The sequence below is a fragment of the Acinetobacter sp. ANC_7655 genome (assembly GCF_056784015.1).
Genome location: NZ_JBWYJB010000012.1, coordinates 74,728 through 95,390 on the forward strand (window position 1 = coordinate 74,728; position 20,663 = coordinate 95,390).

Below are 20,663 nucleotides of genomic sequence, written 5' to 3' on the forward strand. Positions count from 1 at the left end.
AGTTAATCATAGATCTCAGTGTTCTAAGGGATTTATTGAAAAAACCATCCTCACTTTCGCGAGGATGGTAACTCATATGCAAATCAAATTATTGGGCTTGTTGCTCAGCCTGAATCGCTGTTAAAGCAATCGTAAAGACAATATCATCGACCAATGCACCACGAGATAAATCGTTTACAGGTTTGTTTAAACCTTGGAGCATTGGACCGACACTGACCACATTGGCAGAGCGTTGAACTGCTTTATAGGTGGTATTACCAGTATTCAAGTCAGGGAAAATAAAGACATTGGCACGACCCGCCACTTGAGAGTCAGGTGCTTTAGAGCGACCTACACTTTCTACAGAGGCAGCATCATATTGAAGGGGGCCATCGATCAATAAATCTGGACGACGTTCTTTTGCGATGCGTGTTGCTTCAGCAACTTTTTCAACATCAGCACCTGTGCCAGATGTACCAGTTGAATATGAAATCATGGCAATACGTGGATCAATACCAAACGCTTTGGCTGAATCGGCAGATTGAATCGCGATTTCAGCAAGTTGCTCTGCATTAGGATCTGGATTGATTGCACAGTCACCATAAACATACACTTCATCTGGTAATAACATAAAGAAAACAGACGAAACTAAAGAGTAATCAGGTGCCGTTTTAATCAACTGAAATGCAGGGCGAACTGTATTGGCTGTGGTATGAACTGCACCTGAAACTAATCCATCCACTTGATCTAGTGCTAACATCATCGTTCCAAGAACCACTGTATCTTGTAACTGTTCTTTCGCTTGCAGTTCATTTAACTTGCCTTTACGCAACTCTACCATTGGCGCAATATAGTTGTCGCGGATGAGGTCTGGATCAATGATTTCTAAATCATCAGGTAATTCAATCCCTCGAGCTTTGGCTACATCTAAAACTGCTTCTGGTTTTGCCAATAAGATACAGTGAGCAATACCACGTGATTGGCAGATCGCGGCTGCTTGAATCGTACGAGGTTCATCACCTTCAGGAAGAACAATTCTTTTCTTCGCTGCAATTGATTTTTGTACCAACTCATGACGGAATGCAGATGGAGAAAGACGTGGTTGGTATGAGCCATTCAGCAACTGCGTTACCCAATCCGCATCAATATGGCTAGATACAAATCGAGTGACTTGTTCAGCGCGAGCAGTATCATCTACAGGAATTTCATTGCTTAAATTAGCCAATTGAGTCGCTGTTTCAAATGTACTCAGTGGTGTGTGTAAAATAGGTAAGCCCTGTTTTATCGCAGCTTGGCAGAAAGCCAGTACTTGTTGATTAGGCGCATAATGTTCAGTCAGTACTAAACCTGCAAGAGGAATACCATTGCTGCTTGCTAAACTACTTGCAAGTAATACATCAATACGATCTGATGCGCTAATAATCAGTTCACCTGCCGTGAATTTGTGCAGTTCGCGCTCGATATTTGAAGCGATCAAGCTACTATGCAGAACACGTCGTTGTGCAGCCTCACCTAAGTTAATCCATTCTGCTTGAATATGTTGCGCGATATCAGACATTCGCGGCACACTTAAAGTATTACTAAATGGTACTAATGCAATAACAGGAAGTTGTTCGGAACCAATCAGTGGATGTGTTTTTTGAATTTCCCCAACAAATTGTTGAGTCTCTTGTGTCAGACGAAGATTTGGATCAATGGTCACTGGAATCTGTGCAGACTCCTCGGACAGACCTTTGGTTCGCATGAAAAGCACACCAGCTGTTCGGTTGCTGTTTGCTCCACCAAAATTACGTAATTGGGTTTCTACTTTTTCTGCTGTATAGGCTGGTTGTTTGATATCAGCATTGCTCACAATGATGACTTTCGCATCTAGTGCCTGAGCAAGTTGAGCATTCAGTTCAGATGCAAAACTATCACGGCTGTTTGGAACTAACCCTTCCACAATAATAAGATCATGTTTTTTAGCGATTTGACGATGTAGACGAACAGCTTCCTCTAATAACTCATCACTTTCATCAGCATTTAATTGCTGCACTACATTTTGATATGAGATTGGTTCAACTGTTTCGTTCTGAGAAACATGGCGGAATAACGCTGTGGTGCGATCGAAATTTTCAGCATGTACTTCTTGTGAAAATGGCTTAACAAAACCAGCTTTTACACCTTGACACTCAAGTGCATAAATTAAGCCTAAACACGCTGATGTCAGACCTACACCTTCACCAGTTGGAACAAGTACAATTGTTTTCATATCATCAAAATCTATATCTAAAAATAAAAAAGAAATATGTAAATATGTCTGCGCGGGCGACTGCTTAAGCAGTCGCGGTTTCAAGTTCAGACTTTTTTTCAGATGAATTCACATCTCCGATTTGATTCACCACATGTTCTGTTTCTTGTGCAATACGTCCTTCTTCATCTGTAGGAATGACCCAAATTTGCGGACCAGTACCATTATCAATACGACCTTCAGTACCGCGAGCTAATTGGTTATTTTTTTCTTTGCTAAAGTTAAAACCAAAATGTGGCAAATAAGATAATGTTTTTTCACGAATGAATGCTGAGTTTTCACCAATACCACCTGTGAAGAATAAGCCATCAAGACGAGGTAAACCACAGCTGAGTGCTGCTAATGATTTAGCAAGACGATAGCAGAATACTTCAATAGCAAGTGCAGCATCTTCATTGCCTTCTTCTGAAGCTTCGATAAGTGTTCGCATATCGTTTGACAGGTTTGAAAGTCCTAATAAACCAGATTGGCTATTGAGCATTCTGTCAATTTTGTAAATGTCCCATCCTAGGTTTTTGGCTAAAAAATTATGTAAACTTGGGTCTACATCACCACTACGGGTACCCATCACTAAACCTTCGAGTGGCGTTAATCCCATAGAGGTATCAACACTTTTACCATTCCAAATTGCACAAGTAGAACTACCATTGCCTAAATGAGCGGTGAGCCAACCACCTTCACGGAAACTACCAGCAAGCTCAGAACCACGATCTGATACATAGGCATGGCTCGTACCGTGGAATCCATAGCGGCGAACATTATGTTCAGTGTATAAAAATTTTGGTACCGCATAACGATAGGCATGCGCTGGCATTGTTTGATGGAACGCTGTATCAAACACTGCAACCTGCGGTAAGTCTGGGAACAAACGTTTAGTCGCTTCGATCCCAACGAGATGTGCAGGATTATGTAATGGAGCTAAAGGTGTTGCTTCACGGATTTTTTCAATAATTTCATCGGTGATTAACTCTGCTTGAGTTAAAGAACCACCATGTACAATACGATGACCAATGGCATCAGGCTTGTGATTCGCTAAGCGAGATAATCCAACTTCAAGTGCTTCTTTGTGGTCTGCATTTGGAATACGAATATCAACTGGTTCGTTGCCTACAGTCACGCCTTTGATGCGCGCTTCTGGCGTACCTAAGTTTTCAGCAAGACCATGAATTCGGAAATCTTGATCTTTAAGTAATAATGCAAACTTGATCGAAGAAGAACCGCAATTGATGATAAGAACTGAATGAGGCATGGTGTGTTCCTTTACTGGCAATTTTAATATTTCGTTTGTTTTCTTCCAAATGAACAAAAAATGTTATTTCTTGATCGTGAAGCATTTGTATCATGCGTTTTTTTATTGTCCTAGATAGACTTTAGGTGATTAGACTTAAGCACTATCGACCACTAAGGCAATAATAATTAAAATTTATAGTCTTTCTTTATTCATTTATTAAATAAATGATGGTTATGTTTTAATTAAATTGTATGCGTAAAACATAGCATGTATTGTATTTTTTATATACCACTTCTGGTTTGTAATTGATTTAATTTATACGTTTTTTATTTAGTTATAATGAGTTGAATCACTCAAAAAAAAAGCCCTTTACTCAAAGGGCTTTGTTTTTTAAGTTAGGTTTATTGACGGATTTGGCCATCGCCTAAGACAATCCATTTTTGTGAGGTAAGTCCTTCTAAACCGACTGGACCTCTGGCATGAATTTTATCTGTTGAAATACCGATTTCAGCACCTAAACCATACTCAAAACCATCAGCAAAACGAGTAGAGGCATTGACCATGACCGAACTTGAATCGACGCGTGTAAGAAATTTTCGCGCCGTGCTAAAGTTTTCAGTAATAATCGAATCAGTGTGATGCGATCCGTATTTATTGATATGCAAAATTGCTTCATCAACGCCACTGACCACTTTAACCGCTAAAATAGGTCCTAGATATTCCTCATACCAGTCTTCTTCGGTCGCAGTTTTAATCTGTTCACCTAAAATTGCTTTTACTTTTAAGCAACCACGCAGCTCAACTTGTTTTTCAGCATAAAGTTCAGCAATGCGAGGCAGAAAGTCATCAGCAACTTTTTCATCAACCAGCAGCGTTTCCATGGCATTACATACGCCATAGCGATGAGTTTTTGCATTTAACGCAATTGGCAATGCTTTTTGTAGATCTGCTTGAGCCTCAACGAAGACGTGACAGTTACCATCAAGATGTTTGATTACTGGAATAGTTGCTTCACGTGTAATACGTTCAATTAAGCCTTTGCCACCACGTGGAACAATAACGTCAACATACTCAGAGAGAGTAATCAATTGTCCAACAGCAGCACGATCAGCTGTATTTACAACCTGCACTGCGTTGACTGGTACTCCAGCTTGCTCTAAACCTTTTTGAATTGCGGTAGCAATGGCTTTGTTTGACTCTAATGCTTCTGAACCACCGCGAAGAATGATGGCATTGCCAGACTTAATCGCTAAAGAGGCTGCTTCTAGAGTGACGTTAGGACGTGATTCATAAATCATACCTACGACACCTAAAGGCACTCGCATTTTTCCAAGCTGAATACCAGACGGGCGATAAGCTAGGTCAGTAATTTCACCAATGGGATCAATTAAACTGATGACATCTTTAAGACCTTGTAACATTCCACTGAAGCGTGTGGGTGTAAGTTCCAAACGATCGAGTAATGCGCTGTCTAAATTGTTTTCATGACCACGAGTCATGTCTAGTTTATTCGCAGCTAGAATTTGAGCTTGATGGTCTTCCAAAGCGGTATGGATTGCCGTCAAAGCATTATTTCGTTCAAAAGTCGAAGATCCAGCCAAAAAGCGTGAAGCTTCACGCGCATTCTGACCGACGACTTGCATGTACTGTTCGATGGAGTCTTGCATAGCAGTTTAACTGATCATTTTAAAATCTCATTCAAATAGTAGCAGCGCAGATGACAACAATCTATGTTTATCAGCGAAAAAAGCTAAGTTGATAAAACTTGTAACTATTTTTAGAACCTAACGGCAGTTAAAAAAGATAAAAGGTGAATTCTTGCATTGCGCAGATTTCATGCATCTGTATAAAATGAAATGAATGTTAATTATGTTGCATAATCATAACGAATTGAGAGTATGATCAAATTAACGGCTGTGAAAACAAAACAATAAAGCCAAATGGAGATAAGGGAATGAATTCCATGATAAAAATGGAGCTTGAAGATTATTCAGCTGAAGACAGCACTCATTTTTTTGATCTGTACCATAAAAATAGTTTTAAAGAGCCGCCACGAACCACATGGATTGATGGCTGGAAAATTGAATATATGGCGATCGCATCGCCAGAAACACTGTACCAGACGCCAACGCTGATTGTCGGAGGCGCATTTCAAAATTTTAATTCATATAAATATTGCGTTGAACAGCTCTTCGAGAAAGGACCTGTTATTTTAATCGACTTACCATCTTTAGGTTCAAATCAACAAATCCACAATCGTGATACTGGAATTTCTGCTGGTACTCTAGAGCTACCAGAGCTTTCAAAAATGTTAGGTCAATGGTTGGATTTGGTGGAGATTAAGAAAGTCTCTGTCATGGGGATGTCATTAGGCTCTGTGGTTGCTTCCTGTTTTGCTCATTATCGCTCAGAACTGGTAGATCGATTGATTCTGATGGGCGTCATGCAGAAGACGCGTAAAAGCTGGCGTATGTTGCTTGAAGAGTCATTAATATTGATGCAAGAGCAACGTATGGATGAGTTTGGTCAGGCTGTCATTTTGTACTTGGTGAATCATGCAAAATTAGATCAAACGCGTATGTCTCCAACAGCTAAACGACTTTTTTATAAGCAGATGTCTGAGTTTGATATCGCTGAGCGTGAGCGATATGAAATCAACTGTAATCGTTTATTGCGTCTTTCCCATGTTCCAATACCGATGTGTAAAACATTGGTAGCATGTGGTCAATTCGATAGTTTTACTTTGCCATTTGAGAATGCGAATTTTGCCTTGCAATGTCCTGATGTTGAGTTTGCAATGATTGCAAATGCGGATCATGTGCCTCAACTGCAACGCCGAAAAGAAACCATGAATCTTTTTACCAGTTTCTTAAAAGGCGAATCGATTCATAATCTAGATGGGATCATTTATTTAGATAAAGACCAAATGCAATCTTTGGATCGTAGAGGAGAAGTTCGATTTGCCCTTAAAAATGCACATTCTGTTTTAATTCATCAAACAAATGCACAACGTTTTGAAGTTGAAATTAAAGACCTGAATTACTTTGGTGTATCATTCTTTTTGGATGACCCATCTCAAGTTGAAGTATTACAGGCAAATGCTCGAAGTTTTGCAATTGAATTTGAGGATGAGCAAGGACATTTTGCTGTCGAATGTTTAATGTTCGATTTTATTGGAAATGAAGTAAGAGCATTATTCAAGCATGGTTATTTTGAAGTAGCTGATCGCTTACTTCAATTTATAGATACCCATAAACACAATGACAGCGTGGTTTAGGCTGTCATTGAATTCAATTGAATCAGAAAATATACTCTTCTTAATATTTAGATAAACGAATCATTATTTTATTGCATGAATCATCCATACTAGATCACCAAGATGCTGATCTGTATCCATATTTTGATTCTTTTTTTCAAAATACAGTTGAGGTTGAATGACTTCAACTTCAGTAAAACCTGACAGTTTAAAAAAGTGCTGTACCTCTAAAGGGTCTTTAAAGTGGAAGGTAAATGCACTTCTTGAAGCGTATTTGAGTAATTTGCTGCTCGACCAAATTAAGTTAGCCAGTTTATGTTGCACAGGCTCGGGATAAAGGTCAGTTAAATAATGAAGCGTTTGGAATGGTTGACCAAAACGCACAATCGAATTCAGCAATTGTTTGAGTAAATCTTGATTAAAATAATTGATTAATCCTTCACTGATAATTACTAGCGGTCGTGTTGGGTCGAATTCGTCAAAAGCTGTTTTGAAATCATCCGTGAATAAGTCTGCTGATAAAACTTTAGGGCTTTCGGGATCGATTTTATTCAAAGCGGATTGTTTTGTGGCAGCCATGTCTGGTAAATCTAATTCGCGATAATCTATTTCGGGATAATGAGATCTAAACCACCAACCACGAGGTGAAAGTCCCGCTGCAATTTCTAAAATTTGCAGGTTTGGATATTGTTTGATTAATAATTTTAAATGGTCGTCTAATAATGTATGTCGTGTCTTCAGAGTTGAACGCATACTTCCACCGATAAACTTCTCAGCCATACTTTCAAAAGGGTGAGCGAATTGCGCCAACGCTTTACCTTTCGAAGTCGCAAATGCTTCGTGAGAGATACCCATTTGGTACCAAATATAGCCAGTGTAGTGAGCAGTAAACGAAATATGACGGTGCTTTGATTGTTTTGATTGAGACATACACATCCTTAGCTATGATTATTATTGGATTGGTCAAGATAAAGGGAGCATTTAGATGCTCCCTTTATTATTAAAATGATTGTCTAAAATCTTCAATGACCTTTTTGACAGATTTCCATTCGTTGCCTAAGTCAAGTTGTTCACCAATGCGAATCTCTTGAATCTTACCGCGCATACGCTCTAAGCGTTCTTGGTTCGGCAATGGATAATTCTCTATGGCACTGAGCGCGACACATGCAGATTCCCGATTATTGCAGACTAAGCCCATATCACAGCCAGCTTCAAGCGCGGCTTTGATGCGAGCATCTGCACCACCTGCAACACAAGCTGCTTGCATACTTAAGTCATCAGAAAACAAGACACCATCGAACTCAAGTGTTTCACGAAGTACTTTTTGAACCCAATACTGAGAAAAACCAGCAGGATTTGGATCTACTTTTTCATAAATCACATGTGCTGGCATGAGTGCGTCAAGTTGAGGTTGGAGTTGAATAAAGCTTTGCATATCTTGAGCTTCAATTTCAGCATAACTTCGTGTATCCACAGCTGCAGCAATATGTGAATCTGCTTTAACCGAGCCATGGCCAGGGAAGTGTTTCCCTGTGGTTGCCATACCTGCGCGTTTCATACCTTGCATAAAGGCTTGGGCTAAAGGGATGATATCTGAGATATTTTTAGCAAAAGCACGATCACCAATAACATCGCTAATGTCGTTAAGGTCTAATACAGGTGCAAAGCTGAAATCGATCCCGACTGCAAGAACTTCGGTAGCCATGAGCCAACCGCATTGCTCAGCCAATTCAATTGCGCGTTCTGGCTGTCTTAGATAGAGCTCACCGAAACGTCCCATAGCAGGAAGGAGAGTGAAGCCTTGTTTTAAACGTTGTACGCGTCCACCTTCTTGATCGACTGCAATTAAAATATCGGGGCGAACTTGGCGCATATGATCCGTTAAGGCGCGAACTTGTTGAGGTGATTCAATATTTCTTCCAAACAAAATGACTCCACCGACTTGTGGAGATTGAAGGAGTTGAATATCTTCTTGATTAAGTGTTGTGCCCTCAATATCAAGCATCAATGCGCCAATCATAGTGGAATCCGTGATTCTAATTTTAAAAGAGAAAACAATACCCGAATTTTGCAATGATTTGCTACATTTTCTCCGTACAGATTATGATAAAACTATACGGCAGAAATGAAAAAGTTGTTTAAGGTTTTGAATATTAATATTTCTATCTGAAAACAATAGTGTAAATTTGGTTTATCCAAGGAAAGACAAATTCGTTATGAAACTTCAAACAATCGCTTGCGCGGTAGCCATTGCCACTGGTGGTTTATTTTTTGGTCATACAATTAATGTTGCGATCGCAGCGAATGAACCAGCGGTTCAACAGGTTCAGAATATAAAGCCCACACAAGAACAAGCTTTAGTTTCAAGACAATTAGCAACTTTGGTGGATCGTCAGCACTATTTAAATATGCGTTTAGATGCTACGACCTCACAACGTATTTTTGATATGTATATTGATAGTCTTGATCCTGACCATAGCCTTTTCTTGGCAGATGAAGTGGCAAACTATAAGAAAAAATACGGACCAACTTTTGGAGCGGCGCTCAAAGCGGGTAACCTTGAAGGACCTTATGCCATTCACGCTCAATATCGTGATCGTTTAAAGTCATTCTATGAGTTTATGTTGGCGGAGTTAAAAAAACCGCAAAACCTAAATCAACCTAATGTGTTTATCGAGTCTGATCGTGAAAAGGCTCCATTTTTCAAAAATAAAGCTGAGCAAGAAAATCAATGGCGCAAAATGCTGGTGTCTCAGTTAATCAATTTAACGATTGCTAAAGAAGAAGATTTGGCTAAGCAAAAAGCGCTGAAAGATGATCCTTCTTTAGCAGCAGGGCAAGATCTCACTTCAGCTGAAGATTTAACGCCAGTTCAGACTTTGACCAAGCGCTATATGCGTCAATTAGAACGTATGAAGCGTACAAAAAGCGATGACGTTTTAGAAAAAACGCTCAATGCTATGTTAGCGACTTATGACCCGCACAGTAATTATTTCCCACCAATCGATGCAATTGAGTTAAATCGTCAGACCACATTGCAGCTTGAGGGGATTGGTGTGTCGATCCGCCCAGAACGCGGGAATGAAGACTATACGCGTATCGAGACGATCGTAGATGGTGGTCCTGCGTTTAAGACAGGACAGGTTAAGTCTGGTGATCGTATTATTGGTGTCGCGCAAGACGGTGACAAAATGGTCGACGTCATTGGATGGACCAGTTCTGAAATCGTTGGATTGATCCGAGGTAAGCGTGGGACTAAAGTCACCATTAAATTGCTCGGACCTGGAGCATCTATGAGTCAGGCACGTACCGTAACTATCGTACGTGATGTGATTCAAGAAGAGGATGCAGGTGTACGTTCAAGAACAGTAGAAATTGTACGAGATGGCAAGAAACATAAAGTTGGGGTAGTCGAAATTCCATCGTTCTATTACAACTACCGTGCCCGTCGTGCTGGTGAAAGCTATCGTTCAGTATCTGAAGATACCAATAATGCATTGAAAAGTTTAGCTGCGCAAAATGTCGATGGCATTATCGTCGATCTTCGTAATAACCCTGGCGGTTCACTCGAAGAAGTGGCAAAAATGATTGGGCAAGTGATTAAATCTGGTCCAGTGGTTCAAATTCGGGATGGGAATGGTAACGTCAGTGTCTTCGAAGATCGTGATGGAGGCGCTCAAACCTACGCAGGTCCATTGGCTGTCATGGTGAATCTGGCTTCTGCATCAGCAAGTGAAATCTATTCAGCTGCTGTGCAGGATTATGGTCGTGGGATTGTGATTGGAAGTACTACGACAGGTAAGGGTACAGCTCAAGTTCAATTGGACAGCTTAGCGTATGGTCAAGCGACATTGACGCAACGAAAGTTTTACCGTGTTACTGGTGGAAGCACACAAAATAAAGGGGTTGTGCCTGATATTCAATTGGTTGATATCTACGATGAAGAGTTTGGGGAGCGTAAAGCTAAGAATGCTTTAGAGTGGGATACCATCCCTACAGCTCCTTTCAAACGTGAGGGAGAAGTGCAAGCCTTTGTACCAAAATTAGCTGCTCATTCAAAACAGCGTGTTGCGAATGATATTCAATTTAAGTATTTAGAAGCGCGTAAAGCGATTTCGCAGAAAGCTAAAGAGAATAAACAAATCGTGTTGGATATCGATCAACGTAAAGCTGAACTCATCGCTTTGGAAAAAGAAACGTTGGCAGGAGAAAACAAACGCCGTATAGCAATGGGTAAAACTGCTTATCCAAATTGGGAAAGTTATCAGGCATCGATGGAAGCTTTGGCTGAATCGCGTGCTAAGATGAAAACTAATCAACGCCCACCTTTACCTGAAGAAGAAGCATTTGTCACTGAATCAGCTCATATCTTGCTCGATTACATTGCCTTGCAAAAATAAAAATATTTATTGTTAAGTTTTACTTAAAAATGGCGTATTTCGATACGCCATTTTTTATGGATATCGCCGAAAAACAACTTGACGTTCAATGAGATGGTGATATTGTTGTAGGCGACAAATGCTCATTAAAAAGTTGAACCTTCTTACATTTATTTGCTGTACTTTTGGGGTTTAAATAAAATAAAAACAGGTTCAGGTACGGATAAGTCTCTATATGATTCATATGAGTTACGATTATGCAATGGTGGCGGGTTCTGCTGTGGCGGCAGTGATCGTCTGCTTTATTGCTATTTCATTTGAACAACTCATTAGTACCCACAAAAACCCAGTTGGTCAAAAAGTGCTGCTCGGTGTAAGTGGCATGATATTTGGTCTTGCGATTTGGGTCATGCATTTTGTTGGAATGCTGGCTTGTCATTTACCCGAAGATCATAGTTTCGATATAGGTTTAACGCTATTCTCTTATGTGATCGCAGCTCTCGCTTCAATTTTTGCCATATGGCTCACGACTAGATCTACACTTCCTTTAGCTAGATTAGTTTTGGGTGCACTTCTGATGGGTTTCGGTATTTCAGGTATGCACTATACTGGAATGGCGGGATTGATCGTTCCCAACTACATTATTCGTTATGACACCATTTTGGTGATTTTTTCTGTACTGATTGCTGTATGTGGTTCAGGATTGTCATTCTGGCTGATGTTTAAATATAAGCGTACCTATCACAATAAATTGGCTTTCAAGCTTGCCGTGGCATTCATGATCGCTTTTAGTATTGTGGGAATGCATTATATTGGTATGGCGGCTGCGACTTTCCAACCCGTGGATGCCAAATATGCAGCATTGAATCAACTCCATGAAGGTCAAGGTTTATTACTTTTTGTCATTATATTTGTCACCTGCTTGGTTTTAGTGGTCAGTTTTTTTGTCGCTATTTTAGAATTACGACTTGAAGAGAGAAATCAACAACTAATCAAAATGAATAAGGAATTGGAAAGCCTTGCCCTTCAAGATAATTTGACCAAACTTCCAAATCGACTTTTTTTGCTTGATTACACCACTTCATTATTTTCACTTCACCAATCTAAAGATCATAAAGTTGCATTCATTTATATTGATTTGGATCGTTTCAAGGCAGTAAATGATGCTTTTGGACATCATATTGGTGATCAGCTTTTAGTGAATTTAGCACATCGACTTCATGCATTACTCGAAAAAAACCAAAAATTAATTCGTATTGGTGGTGATGAGTTTTTATTGGTTGTTGAAGACTTTTCTACAGACCAAATTGATCAAGTTGCCAATCTAGTATTGAGTAAAATCCAAGAAGGCTTTGTGATTTCTGGGAAGGAAATCAATATCTCAGCAAGTTTAGGTGTGGTCTATTATCCAGATCATGGTGCTGATTTACATGATTTGTTGGTGAATGCTGATGCTGCAATGCTGATGTCCAAAGAGCAAGGTCGCAATACTTACAGTGTGTTTAACTATTCATTAGATCAACAAGAAATCGCACGTAGCCAATCAAAACTTATTAATGATTTGTATCGTGCTGTTGAAGAACAACAATTCATTTTATTTTATCAGCCGAAATTCACAGCAGATTTTAAAATTTGTGGCGTTGAAGCTTTAATTCGTTGGAAGCATCCAAGTCTAGGACTTCTAGCACCAAATATGTTTATTGAGGGTGCGGAGCAAACAGGTCTTATTATTAAAATGGGCTACTGGGCTCTTGAACAAGCGTGTATACAGATTCAAGCTTGGCAAAAAAAGAAATTGCCTTTCTGTCCGATCGCTGTAAATTTATCAGCTGTACAATTTGAACATAAAGCGCTGGTAGATACATTAAGATGTTTAATCACGCAATACCAGATCGATCCAGCCCATTTAATTATTGAGATTACTGAATCGACAGCAATGCATCATATCGATGTCAGTATTCGTACTTTTGAGAGCCTACGTAATTTGGGGATTGGGCTTGCGATTGATGATTTTGGAACTGGTCATTCTAGCTTCTTATATTTAAAGAATCTCCCGGTAGATGAGCTTAAAATTGACCGTGAATTTATTCGAAATCTTTCACCCAATACTAAAGATGAAATTATCTTAGAAAGTATTATTGTATTGGCTAAACGTTTAGGTTTGGTGGTGACAGCTGAAGGCGTTGAAACTCAAAAACAAGCCGATATCTTAAAACGTTTAGGTTGTCAGCAATTACAAGGCTATTTATTGGGTATGCCATTACCTGTGGATCGTTTAGAAAGCACATTTAAGAACTATTAACTTCTGGTCAGTTTCTGATTCATCACATTCACATTCGGTATTGATCTGCTACAATATCGCCAATTTTTATTTTGATCTTTTTGATCTTCTAAACTGCATGTCTGCAGTAGGTGTTATTCATGAGCTTTAAGCAAGAGTTAGCGGAGCAAGTTGCTCAGCGACGTACATTTGCCATTATTTCCCACCCCGATGCGGGTAAAACCACAATGACGGAAAAGTTATTGTTGTGGGGGCAAGCGATCCAAGTTGCAGGTATGGTAAAAAGCCGTAAATCTGACCGTGCTGCGACATCAGATTGGATGGAAATGGAAAAAGAGCGTGGTATCTCGATCACGACCTCTGTGATGCAGTTCCCTTATAAAGACAAAATGATCAACCTGCTCGATACACCGGGGCATGAAGATTTCTCTGAAGATACATATCGTACCCTTACAGCCGTAGACTCAGCGTTGATGGTGATTGATGGTGCGAAAGGTGTCGAAGATCGTACTATTAAGTTAATGGACGTGTGTCGTATGCGTGACACACCAATTATTTCATTCGTCAACAAAATGGACCGTGAAATCCGTGAGCCGCTTGAGCTCCTCGACGAAATCGAAAATGTCCTGAAAATTAAATGCGTACCTTTAACTTGGCCTTTAGGTACAGGCCGTGACTTCGCGGGTGTTTTTAATCTGATCGAAGAAAAATTCTATGTCTATAAAGCAGGTTTTGGTTCAACCATTACAGATATTGAAATTCGTGACGGTTATGACCATGCTGACCTTCGTGAAAAAGTCGGTGAATTAGCTTGGGCTGCATTTGAAGAGTCACTAGAATTAGTTCAAATGGCAAATGAACCGCTTGATCGTGAAGAATTCTTAGCAGGGCGTCAAACTCCAGTATTGTTTGGTACAGCGTTGGGTAACTTTGGTGTAGACCATGTCTTGAATGCATTTAGTGAATATGCACCACCACCAAAAGCACATCCTACCCAAGACCGTAAAGTTGAAGCGACTGAAGAGGGTTTCTCTGGTTTTGTCTTTAAAATTCAAGCCAATATGGACCCTAAACACCGCGATCGTATTGCTTTCATGCGTATCTGTTCAGGCAAATATGAAAAAGGCTTGAAAATGAAGCATGTGCGTATTGGGAAAGATGTGCGTATTTCAGATGCATTAACGTTCTTGGCGGGTGATCGTCAGCATTTAGAAGAGGCATGGCCAGGCGACATTATTGGTTTACATAACCATGGTACGATTCAAATCGGCGATACTTTCACTTCGGGTGAAAACTTGCAATTCACAGGTATTCCTCACTTTGCTCCTGAAATGTTCCGTCGTGTTCGTTTAAAAGATCCTTTAAAATCGAAGCAACTTCAAAAAGGTTTAAAAGAGCTTTCAGAGGAAGGTGCAACTCAGGTATTTATGCCACAAAACAGTAATGATCTTATTGTAGGTGCTGTGGGTGTTCTTCAATTCGAAGTTGTTGCTTATCGTTTAAAAGAAGAATACAAAGTAGATTGTATTTACGAGCCTGTGAGCATTAACACTGTTCGTTGGGTTTCATGTCCAGATGAGAAAAAATTTAATGAATTTAAGAAAAAAGCACATGACCAACTTTCAGTTGATGGTGGTGGGCATTTAACGTACTTAGCACCTAGCCGTGTCAATTTACAATTAATGCAAGAGCGTTATCCTGATATTGTTTTCCGTAATACACGTGAACATTAATTTTGCTTGAAAATGTAAAACAGCTTCCTCGTGAAGCTGTTTTTGTATCAGAATAACCAATGCTTTAATTTTGGTTGATTCTTGTGATTACTCTAAACTTACAAAAAAAACGACTGCGTATTCTTCTTGCTACCTTAGTCATTGGGGTGGCATCTTGTGAAAAACAACCAGAGTCTACGACACAAAAGTCAGGGCAGTCTGCCCAAGTTAAAAACGCTGATGTGTTACCATACTTAAATGATGACGCGTTTCAATTTGAAATAAAGAGCGAAAATTGCACAAAATCGGTCTGCGAAAAAATTGAAATTTTAAGTCTAAAAACAGCAGATCAGTGGGTCAATCAACAACTTAACAACCATTTGGCTTTTGTGATTCAAGATCAAATCAATGAAAAAGAAAAATTGAGTTTGGATCAATCCATCGAAACCTATATAAGTCGATCTGAATCATGGATGAAGGAGTTTTCACTGAATCAGCCTTATGAGTTGGATATACTGACGCAAGTCGCCACCCAACGAAATCAATATGTGTTGATCCAATTCATCGTAAACACAAAACAAGCTGAAGTGATCGTTAAAGATCGTGGTTACTTTATGGTATTGGATCGAAAGCAGAAAAAAGTTTTACAGTTGCAGGATGTGATTCAAAAGAACCAAATAAATGATTTTGAAAGAATACTTCAGTTGTCCTATCAAAAATGGTTAAAGGCCCAGAGCAGTGAAGTGAGAAGTATCGCTCCAGTGAATCTTAGCTGGAAAAATCAGGAGTGGTTCTTTGATGGTGAAGGGATTGGTATTCATATTCGCGCGAACGAAATTGTCAAAGGTGGTGAGCAATTGGATATCTATTTGAATCATGCTCAAACCAAGCAAGTGGTTGTGCCGCAGATCTTCCAAAAGATGTTTTGAAATATTACAAATATTGTAATGTAGCATATACAATTGCAGTTAAACCCATACAAACGAAGCTTGAGCTATCAATTTCATCGGGTTAGGCTTAAATCAATGATAAATGACCGTTTCTCCTCAAGGTTGTGAGATGTTAAAAAATAAAATAGTTTGGACTGTATCTGTACTTACTGCCGCAATTACGCTGAGCGCATGTCAGCCAAAAGGGGACGGGCCTAAAGAGTCACCTGACACTCAAACTCAAGCAGCATCGGAAGTTCAGATACTCGTGCTTCAGGGTGAAACTGAAAAAGTGCCTGTTCGGTTGGTAGAATGTGATGGTAACAATTGTCCAGAAATTTCAATTGATCGATTGAGAACGAATCAATTTGTGTTAGATGGCTTAATTGATCAAGCGATTATCAAAAATTTACAAGAAACGCTAGAGTTGTTCGAACCTGAGCAGACGCTGCCTAAAGACAAAGATACTCAAGCCGCAAGTGAAGTTGTTGAATATAAAACTGCAGCGCAGTTACTTGCAGAGCAGATTCAGCCCTATATTGATAACTTTGTGGGTTTAGATAAAGAGTTAAAGCACTTGGGGGTTGGACATCAAATTAGTTTGAGTATTAGTCCTAAAATTTTAAATTCACAAGGACCACTTGCAACCGTCGTATTGAATACGAGTAACTATTTAGGAGGTGCACATGGTTCTTCTTCACAAACTTACTTTAATTTTGATTTGAAACAGCAGAAACAAGTGTCACTAGATCAAATTTTAGTGAAAGACCAAAAGAATAAATTAAATCAATTGGCCCATGATGAATTTAAAAAATGGGTCATAGATTCGCAGTTAGCAGATAACGTTGAAGAGTATGAAGAGGCTTGGAAATTTAAACTCACTGATAATTATTATTTGGGTAAGAAGGGTTTAATTCTTCAATACGGTGAATATGAAATTGGTCCTTATGTGGTGGGTTTGCCAAGACTTACGATTCCTTATGAAAAGCTACAGGGTGTGATTAAACCTGAAATGCTGGAGGCTGTTCATCCTTCGGTTCAAGTTGCTGTACCTCAAGCTGCAGGTGAAGCAAAATAACATGTCCATGCCACGTTTGTTTGATACGCATACGCACTTTGATGTAGAAGATTTTGACTTCGATCGTGAGCAACTTGCGTATCAGGCTAAACAGAAGGGAGTGGATGCCCTTGTACTGATCGGGTTTCAACACCAACGCTTTCATACATTGATTGAAACACACCATTGGTTAAATGGTTTAGATCAGGCACCGAGGAGTTATCTCGCTCCTGGTCTACATCCTTTTTATATCGAACAACATCAGCCTCATCATCTAGACGATTTAAAAAAAATTCTTGAAGCACAACAATGCATCGCCGTTGGTGAAATTGGTTTAGATACTTTTCTCAAGCAACATAAGCAGTCGGAAGTTTTCGCTAAGCAACAGGATTTTTTTGCGCAACAACTCGATTTGGCTCAACAATTTAAGCTTCCTGTGCTGTTACATATTCGTAAATCTCATGCTGAAGTATTAAGACTGTTAAAAGCAAAGCAATTTGTTCAGGGCGGTATCGCCCACGCATTTAGTGGAGGGGTAGAAGAAGCAAAGGCATTTATTCAACTTGGATTTAAGTTAGGTATCACGGGACAGATTACCAATCCCAATGCTAAAAAATTACACCAAATAGTTCAGTATGTTGGCATTGAACATCTGGTCATTGAAACAGACTGTCCTGATATGACGCCATTATGTTGTCAAGCTTCAACTGAACACCGTACCCGTAATACCCCACAGAATTTAATTTATGTTTTAGATGGTTTGGCACATAGTCTAAATACGAGAGTCGAAGACATTGCGCAACGTGTTTGGGAGAATAGTGTGTCTGCACTCAACCTAAAAAATGAACTGAAATTGTCGTGAGTTCAAAACTCTCTATTCCTCTGAAGTTTTGCTAAAATACGCCTTTTCCAAATAGTGTTAGAGCAATATGACTGACTTAGTTCATGATGATGAATATGAACGCCGTTTTACCGGTGTAGCCAAAATTTATGGCGAAGAAAATTTTCAGCATTATGAAAACAGTCATGTCATGGTGATCGGTATTGGCGGTGTTGGCTCTTGGGCTGTCGAAGCTTTGGCTAGAACAGGTTTGGGCGAGCTCACATTAGTGGATATGGATTCTGTTGCAGCATCAAATATTAATCGTCAGTTACCTGCGATGACATCAACATTAGGTCATGAAAAAATTGAAGTGATGGCAGAGCGTTGTCGCCAAATCAATCCACGTATAAAAATCAATTTAATTGATGATTATCTAACGCCTGAAAATGTAACGGAGATTTTGAGTTCAAATCCAGATGTTGTGTTGGATTGCATTGATGATGTCAAAGCAAAACTCGCATTGATGCTACATTGTCGTTTCAATAAAGTCCCCTTGATTGTATCTGGTGGTGCTGGTGGTAAGTTAGATCCACTCAAAATTCGGGTCGCAGATTTGTCAAAAACAGAATACGACCCGATGCTGGCAAAATTAAGAAGTCAGTTACGCTCAAAAGGTATCTGTAAAAAGCCGAAAGAGAAGTTCGGTATCACCTGTATTTATTCGGTGGATAATCCTTTTTCGAATGCTGATGTTTGTGCGAGTGCTGGGTTAAGATGTGGTGGTTATGGTTCAGCCGTGGTGGTGACATCAAGTTTTGCAATGGTAGCTGTGGCTGAAGTGTTAAAACGATTAGATTCGATTCAAGCAAAACAAGCCTAAAAGTGATTATCAAAAAAGGTCTCTATCAAGAGACCTTTTTTACGGATTATATTGGTTTATTCAGCATTGATTTTTAAGCTTTCTTGTTCAGCATGTCTTTGAATGGCTTGTTGCATACCGATTAAGGCATTTTCAATATCTTTTAATGTTTTCGCGTTACCCCCACTCAGGGCTTGTCGCCATTTTCGTGCACCAGGAAGGTTTTGAAATAAGCCTAAAATATGACGTGTAATCACTGATAGTGGCGCACCATCAGCTAAACGTTTTGCAATATATGGCATCATTTCCTGCATGATCTCAAAACGGTCAGGTGCTGACAAATTCCATAATTGTCCTAGTTCAGCCAGTAGATAAGGATTGTGATAAGCCTCGCGACCAATCATGACACCATCCACATGTTGTAAGTGTTGTTGAGTTTCAGCAAATGTTTTAATCCCACCATTGATTTCGATCAATAGTTCTGGGCGATCTTGCTTTAAACGATAGACATCTTCATAACGTAAAGGCGGAATGTCTCGATTCTCTTTTGGTGACAAACCTTGTAGTAAAGCAATGCGTGCATGCACGATAAAATTTTGACATCCCGTTTTTGCAACGGTATCGACAAAATGCAGCATCTCCTCATACGATTGCATATCATCGATGCCGATTCGGTGTTTTACCGTGACGGGAATATCAACTGCATTTTGCATTTCAGCAATACATTCAGCAACCAGCTCAGGCTCAGCCATGAGGCAAGCACCAATTTTATTGTTTTGAACACGATCACTAGGGCAACCAACATTTAAATTGATTTCATCATAGCCCCAATCTTGAGCCATTTTAGAACAGGTTGCGAGGTCTTTAGGATTTGATCCACCAAGCTGTAACACAATAGGGTGTTCTTCTTTGCTGTAATCTAAATGACGGGCTGCATCGCCAAATAAAATTGCGCCTGTGGTCACCATCTCGGTGTACATGATGATATTTGGATTGAATAGACGTGCAAAAAAGCGGTAATCACGGGTCGTCCAATCCATCATGGGTGCGACGGAAATTCGAGGCTGTAAGGATTGGATCGACGACATAAGAAAACCTAATCTTGAAGACGAATAAGAGAGCAGGCGATTATACGTCTTCAAGCTTAAATTCGATAGTGTTGATCAGATGTTACTAATAGAATGCTAGTTTGAATATTTCTACAGGCCTACTCAAAATTTAACTTAACTACAAAATTAGATTAATTTAAAAAAATTAATTATAGGATGGTATTTTTCTAAACATTATTCTTAGGAATAACATAATAAAATCACGAAAAATTATACTTAATGGTTAATTTAAATTGTTGATAAATTATAAATTTAATATATATTTTTATTTTTTAAGTATTAGGGGAATAAAATGAATAAATCATTAATACTAACGACTTTAGATGGTCAATATGAGTACGATTTTAACGAAATAAAAGAAATTTCTCATGAAGGTGATCGTTTAAGCATAAAATTAGTGAATGGTAAAGAAATTGAATTAGTAGAAAATTTTAATTTAAGTGTTTTAGAAAATAACCAAACTATTTTTAATATTAACTCTTTGAATGATGTCTTAGAAATTAATCAACTTCTTCAGTTTAAAAACTTTGAATCTTTTTTGTGGTTTGAAAAGTTGGCACCTATAGCCTATGGGGGTGGAGCTATCGTCATTGGAGGTGCGGCAGTAGCTATTACAAATAGTTCGAATAGTCATGATGGTGATAAAACTCCACCTTCGATACTTACTCAGGCTCTTGATATAGATAATAAAACTGTAACAGGAACCACAGAAGCTGGTGCGACAGTGACGGTAAGTTACAACGGTAAAGTGGTGGGAA

14 protein-coding genes and 1 pseudogene are annotated in these 20,663 nt (G+C 39.2%); 9 read left to right on the plus strand and 6 right to left on the minus strand.

Annotated elements, in window-relative coordinates; genetic code table 11:
• Nucleotides 1-88: 88 nt before the first annotated feature.
• The 3 genes from pta to AC1M9N_RS12335 all read right to left on the minus strand — a co-directional run bounded on the left by pta (nucleotide 89) and on the right by AC1M9N_RS12335 (nucleotide 5,167).
• Entirely contained in the window at nucleotides 89-2,230 is a 2,142-nt protein-coding gene (gene pta, locus AC1M9N_RS12325) for a phosphate acetyltransferase (RefSeq protein WP_481954836.1), read from the minus strand.
• Between the two features lie 64 nt (nucleotides 2,231-2,294).
• Nucleotides 2,295-3,518, minus strand: coding sequence for an acetate/propionate family kinase (locus AC1M9N_RS12330; RefSeq protein WP_481953493.1), 1,224 nt, complete (start codon nucleotides 3,516-3,518; stop codon nucleotides 2,295-2,297).
• 383 nt (nucleotides 3,519-3,901) lie between these two features.
• Nucleotides 3,902-5,167 carry a glutamate-5-semialdehyde dehydrogenase gene (locus AC1M9N_RS12335; protein ID WP_179998649.1) on the minus strand — a complete coding sequence of 422 codons (1,266 nt, stop codon included), beginning with the start codon at nucleotides 5,165-5,167 and terminating at the stop codon, nucleotides 3,902-3,904.
• A 287-nt stretch (nucleotides 5,168-5,454) separates the two neighbouring features.
• On the opposite strand from AC1M9N_RS12335, the gene AC1M9N_RS12340 reads away from it, so the two are divergent.
• Nucleotides 5,455-6,777, plus strand: coding sequence for an alpha/beta fold hydrolase (locus AC1M9N_RS12340; protein WP_481607805.1), 1,323 nt, complete (start codon nucleotides 5,455-5,457; stop codon nucleotides 6,775-6,777).
• 63 nt (nucleotides 6,778-6,840) lie between these two features.
• Here the strand turns inward: AC1M9N_RS12340 and AC1M9N_RS12345 are convergent, their stop codons facing one another.
• Complete coding sequence (locus AC1M9N_RS12345) at nucleotides 6,841-7,686, minus strand: class I SAM-dependent methyltransferase (RefSeq protein ID WP_481587574.1); 846 nt, start codon at nucleotides 7,684-7,686, stop codon at nucleotides 6,841-6,843.
• 70 nt (nucleotides 7,687-7,756) lie between these two features.
• A complete protein-coding gene (nagZ, locus tag AC1M9N_RS12350) occupies nucleotides 7,757-8,776 on the minus strand; it encodes a beta-N-acetylhexosaminidase (RefSeq protein ID WP_481594954.1) in 1,020 nt (339 codons plus the stop codon).
• Between the two features lie 196 nt (nucleotides 8,777-8,972).
• On the opposite strand from nagZ, the gene AC1M9N_RS12355 reads away from it, so the two are divergent.
• From AC1M9N_RS12355 to AC1M9N_RS12385, 7 genes are all read left to right on the plus strand, one after another.
• The gene (locus tag AC1M9N_RS12355) at nucleotides 8,973-11,156 is read left to right on the plus strand and encodes a carboxy terminal-processing peptidase (RefSeq protein ID WP_481607807.1); all 2,184 of its coding nucleotides are present in this window, start codon (nucleotides 8,973-8,975) and stop codon (nucleotides 11,154-11,156) included.
• A 214-nt stretch (nucleotides 11,157-11,370) separates the two neighbouring features.
• Nucleotides 11,371-13,437, plus strand: a complete 2,067-nt coding sequence (locus AC1M9N_RS12360) for a putative bifunctional diguanylate cyclase/phosphodiesterase (RefSeq protein WP_035265296.1) — start codon at nucleotides 11,371-11,373, stop codon at nucleotides 13,435-13,437.
• A gap of 119 nt (nucleotides 13,438-13,556) precedes the next feature.
• Nucleotides 13,557-15,149, plus strand: coding sequence for a peptide chain release factor 3 (locus tag AC1M9N_RS12365; RefSeq protein ID WP_035265298.1), 1,593 nt, complete (start codon nucleotides 13,557-13,559; stop codon nucleotides 15,147-15,149).
• Between the two features lie 83 nt (nucleotides 15,150-15,232).
• Nucleotides 15,233-16,057: a hypothetical protein gene (locus AC1M9N_RS12370; RefSeq protein WP_481954837.1), complete on the plus strand. Its 825-nt coding sequence runs from the start codon at nucleotides 15,233-15,235 to the stop codon at nucleotides 16,055-16,057.
• A gap of 130 nt (nucleotides 16,058-16,187) precedes the next feature.
• Nucleotides 16,188-17,135 carry an RsiV family protein gene (locus tag AC1M9N_RS12375; RefSeq protein WP_035265380.1) on the plus strand — a complete coding sequence of 316 codons (948 nt, stop codon included), beginning with the start codon at nucleotides 16,188-16,190 and terminating at the stop codon, nucleotides 17,133-17,135.
• Between the two features lie 7 nt (nucleotides 17,136-17,142).
• Nucleotides 17,143-17,976, plus strand: coding sequence for a TatD family hydrolase (locus AC1M9N_RS12380; protein WP_481587627.1), 834 nt, complete (start codon nucleotides 17,143-17,145; stop codon nucleotides 17,974-17,976).
• Nucleotides 17,977-18,043: 67 nt separating this feature from the next.
• Nucleotides 18,044-18,817, plus strand: a complete 774-nt coding sequence (locus AC1M9N_RS12385) for a tRNA threonylcarbamoyladenosine dehydratase (RefSeq protein ID WP_481587568.1) — start codon at nucleotides 18,044-18,046, stop codon at nucleotides 18,815-18,817.
• A gap of 56 nt (nucleotides 18,818-18,873) precedes the next feature.
• Here the strand turns inward: AC1M9N_RS12385 and dusA are convergent, their stop codons facing one another.
• Nucleotides 18,874-19,884: a tRNA dihydrouridine(20/20a) synthase DusA gene (gene dusA / locus AC1M9N_RS12390; protein ID WP_481954838.1), complete on the minus strand. Its 1,011-nt coding sequence runs from the start codon at nucleotides 19,882-19,884 to the stop codon at nucleotides 18,874-18,876.
• Nucleotides 19,885-20,197: 313 nt separating this feature from the next.
• On the opposite strand from dusA, the pseudogene AC1M9N_RS12395 reads away from it, so the two are divergent.
• A pseudogene (locus AC1M9N_RS12395) lies at nucleotides 20,198-20,663 on the plus strand (hypothetical protein); the annotation flags it as partial.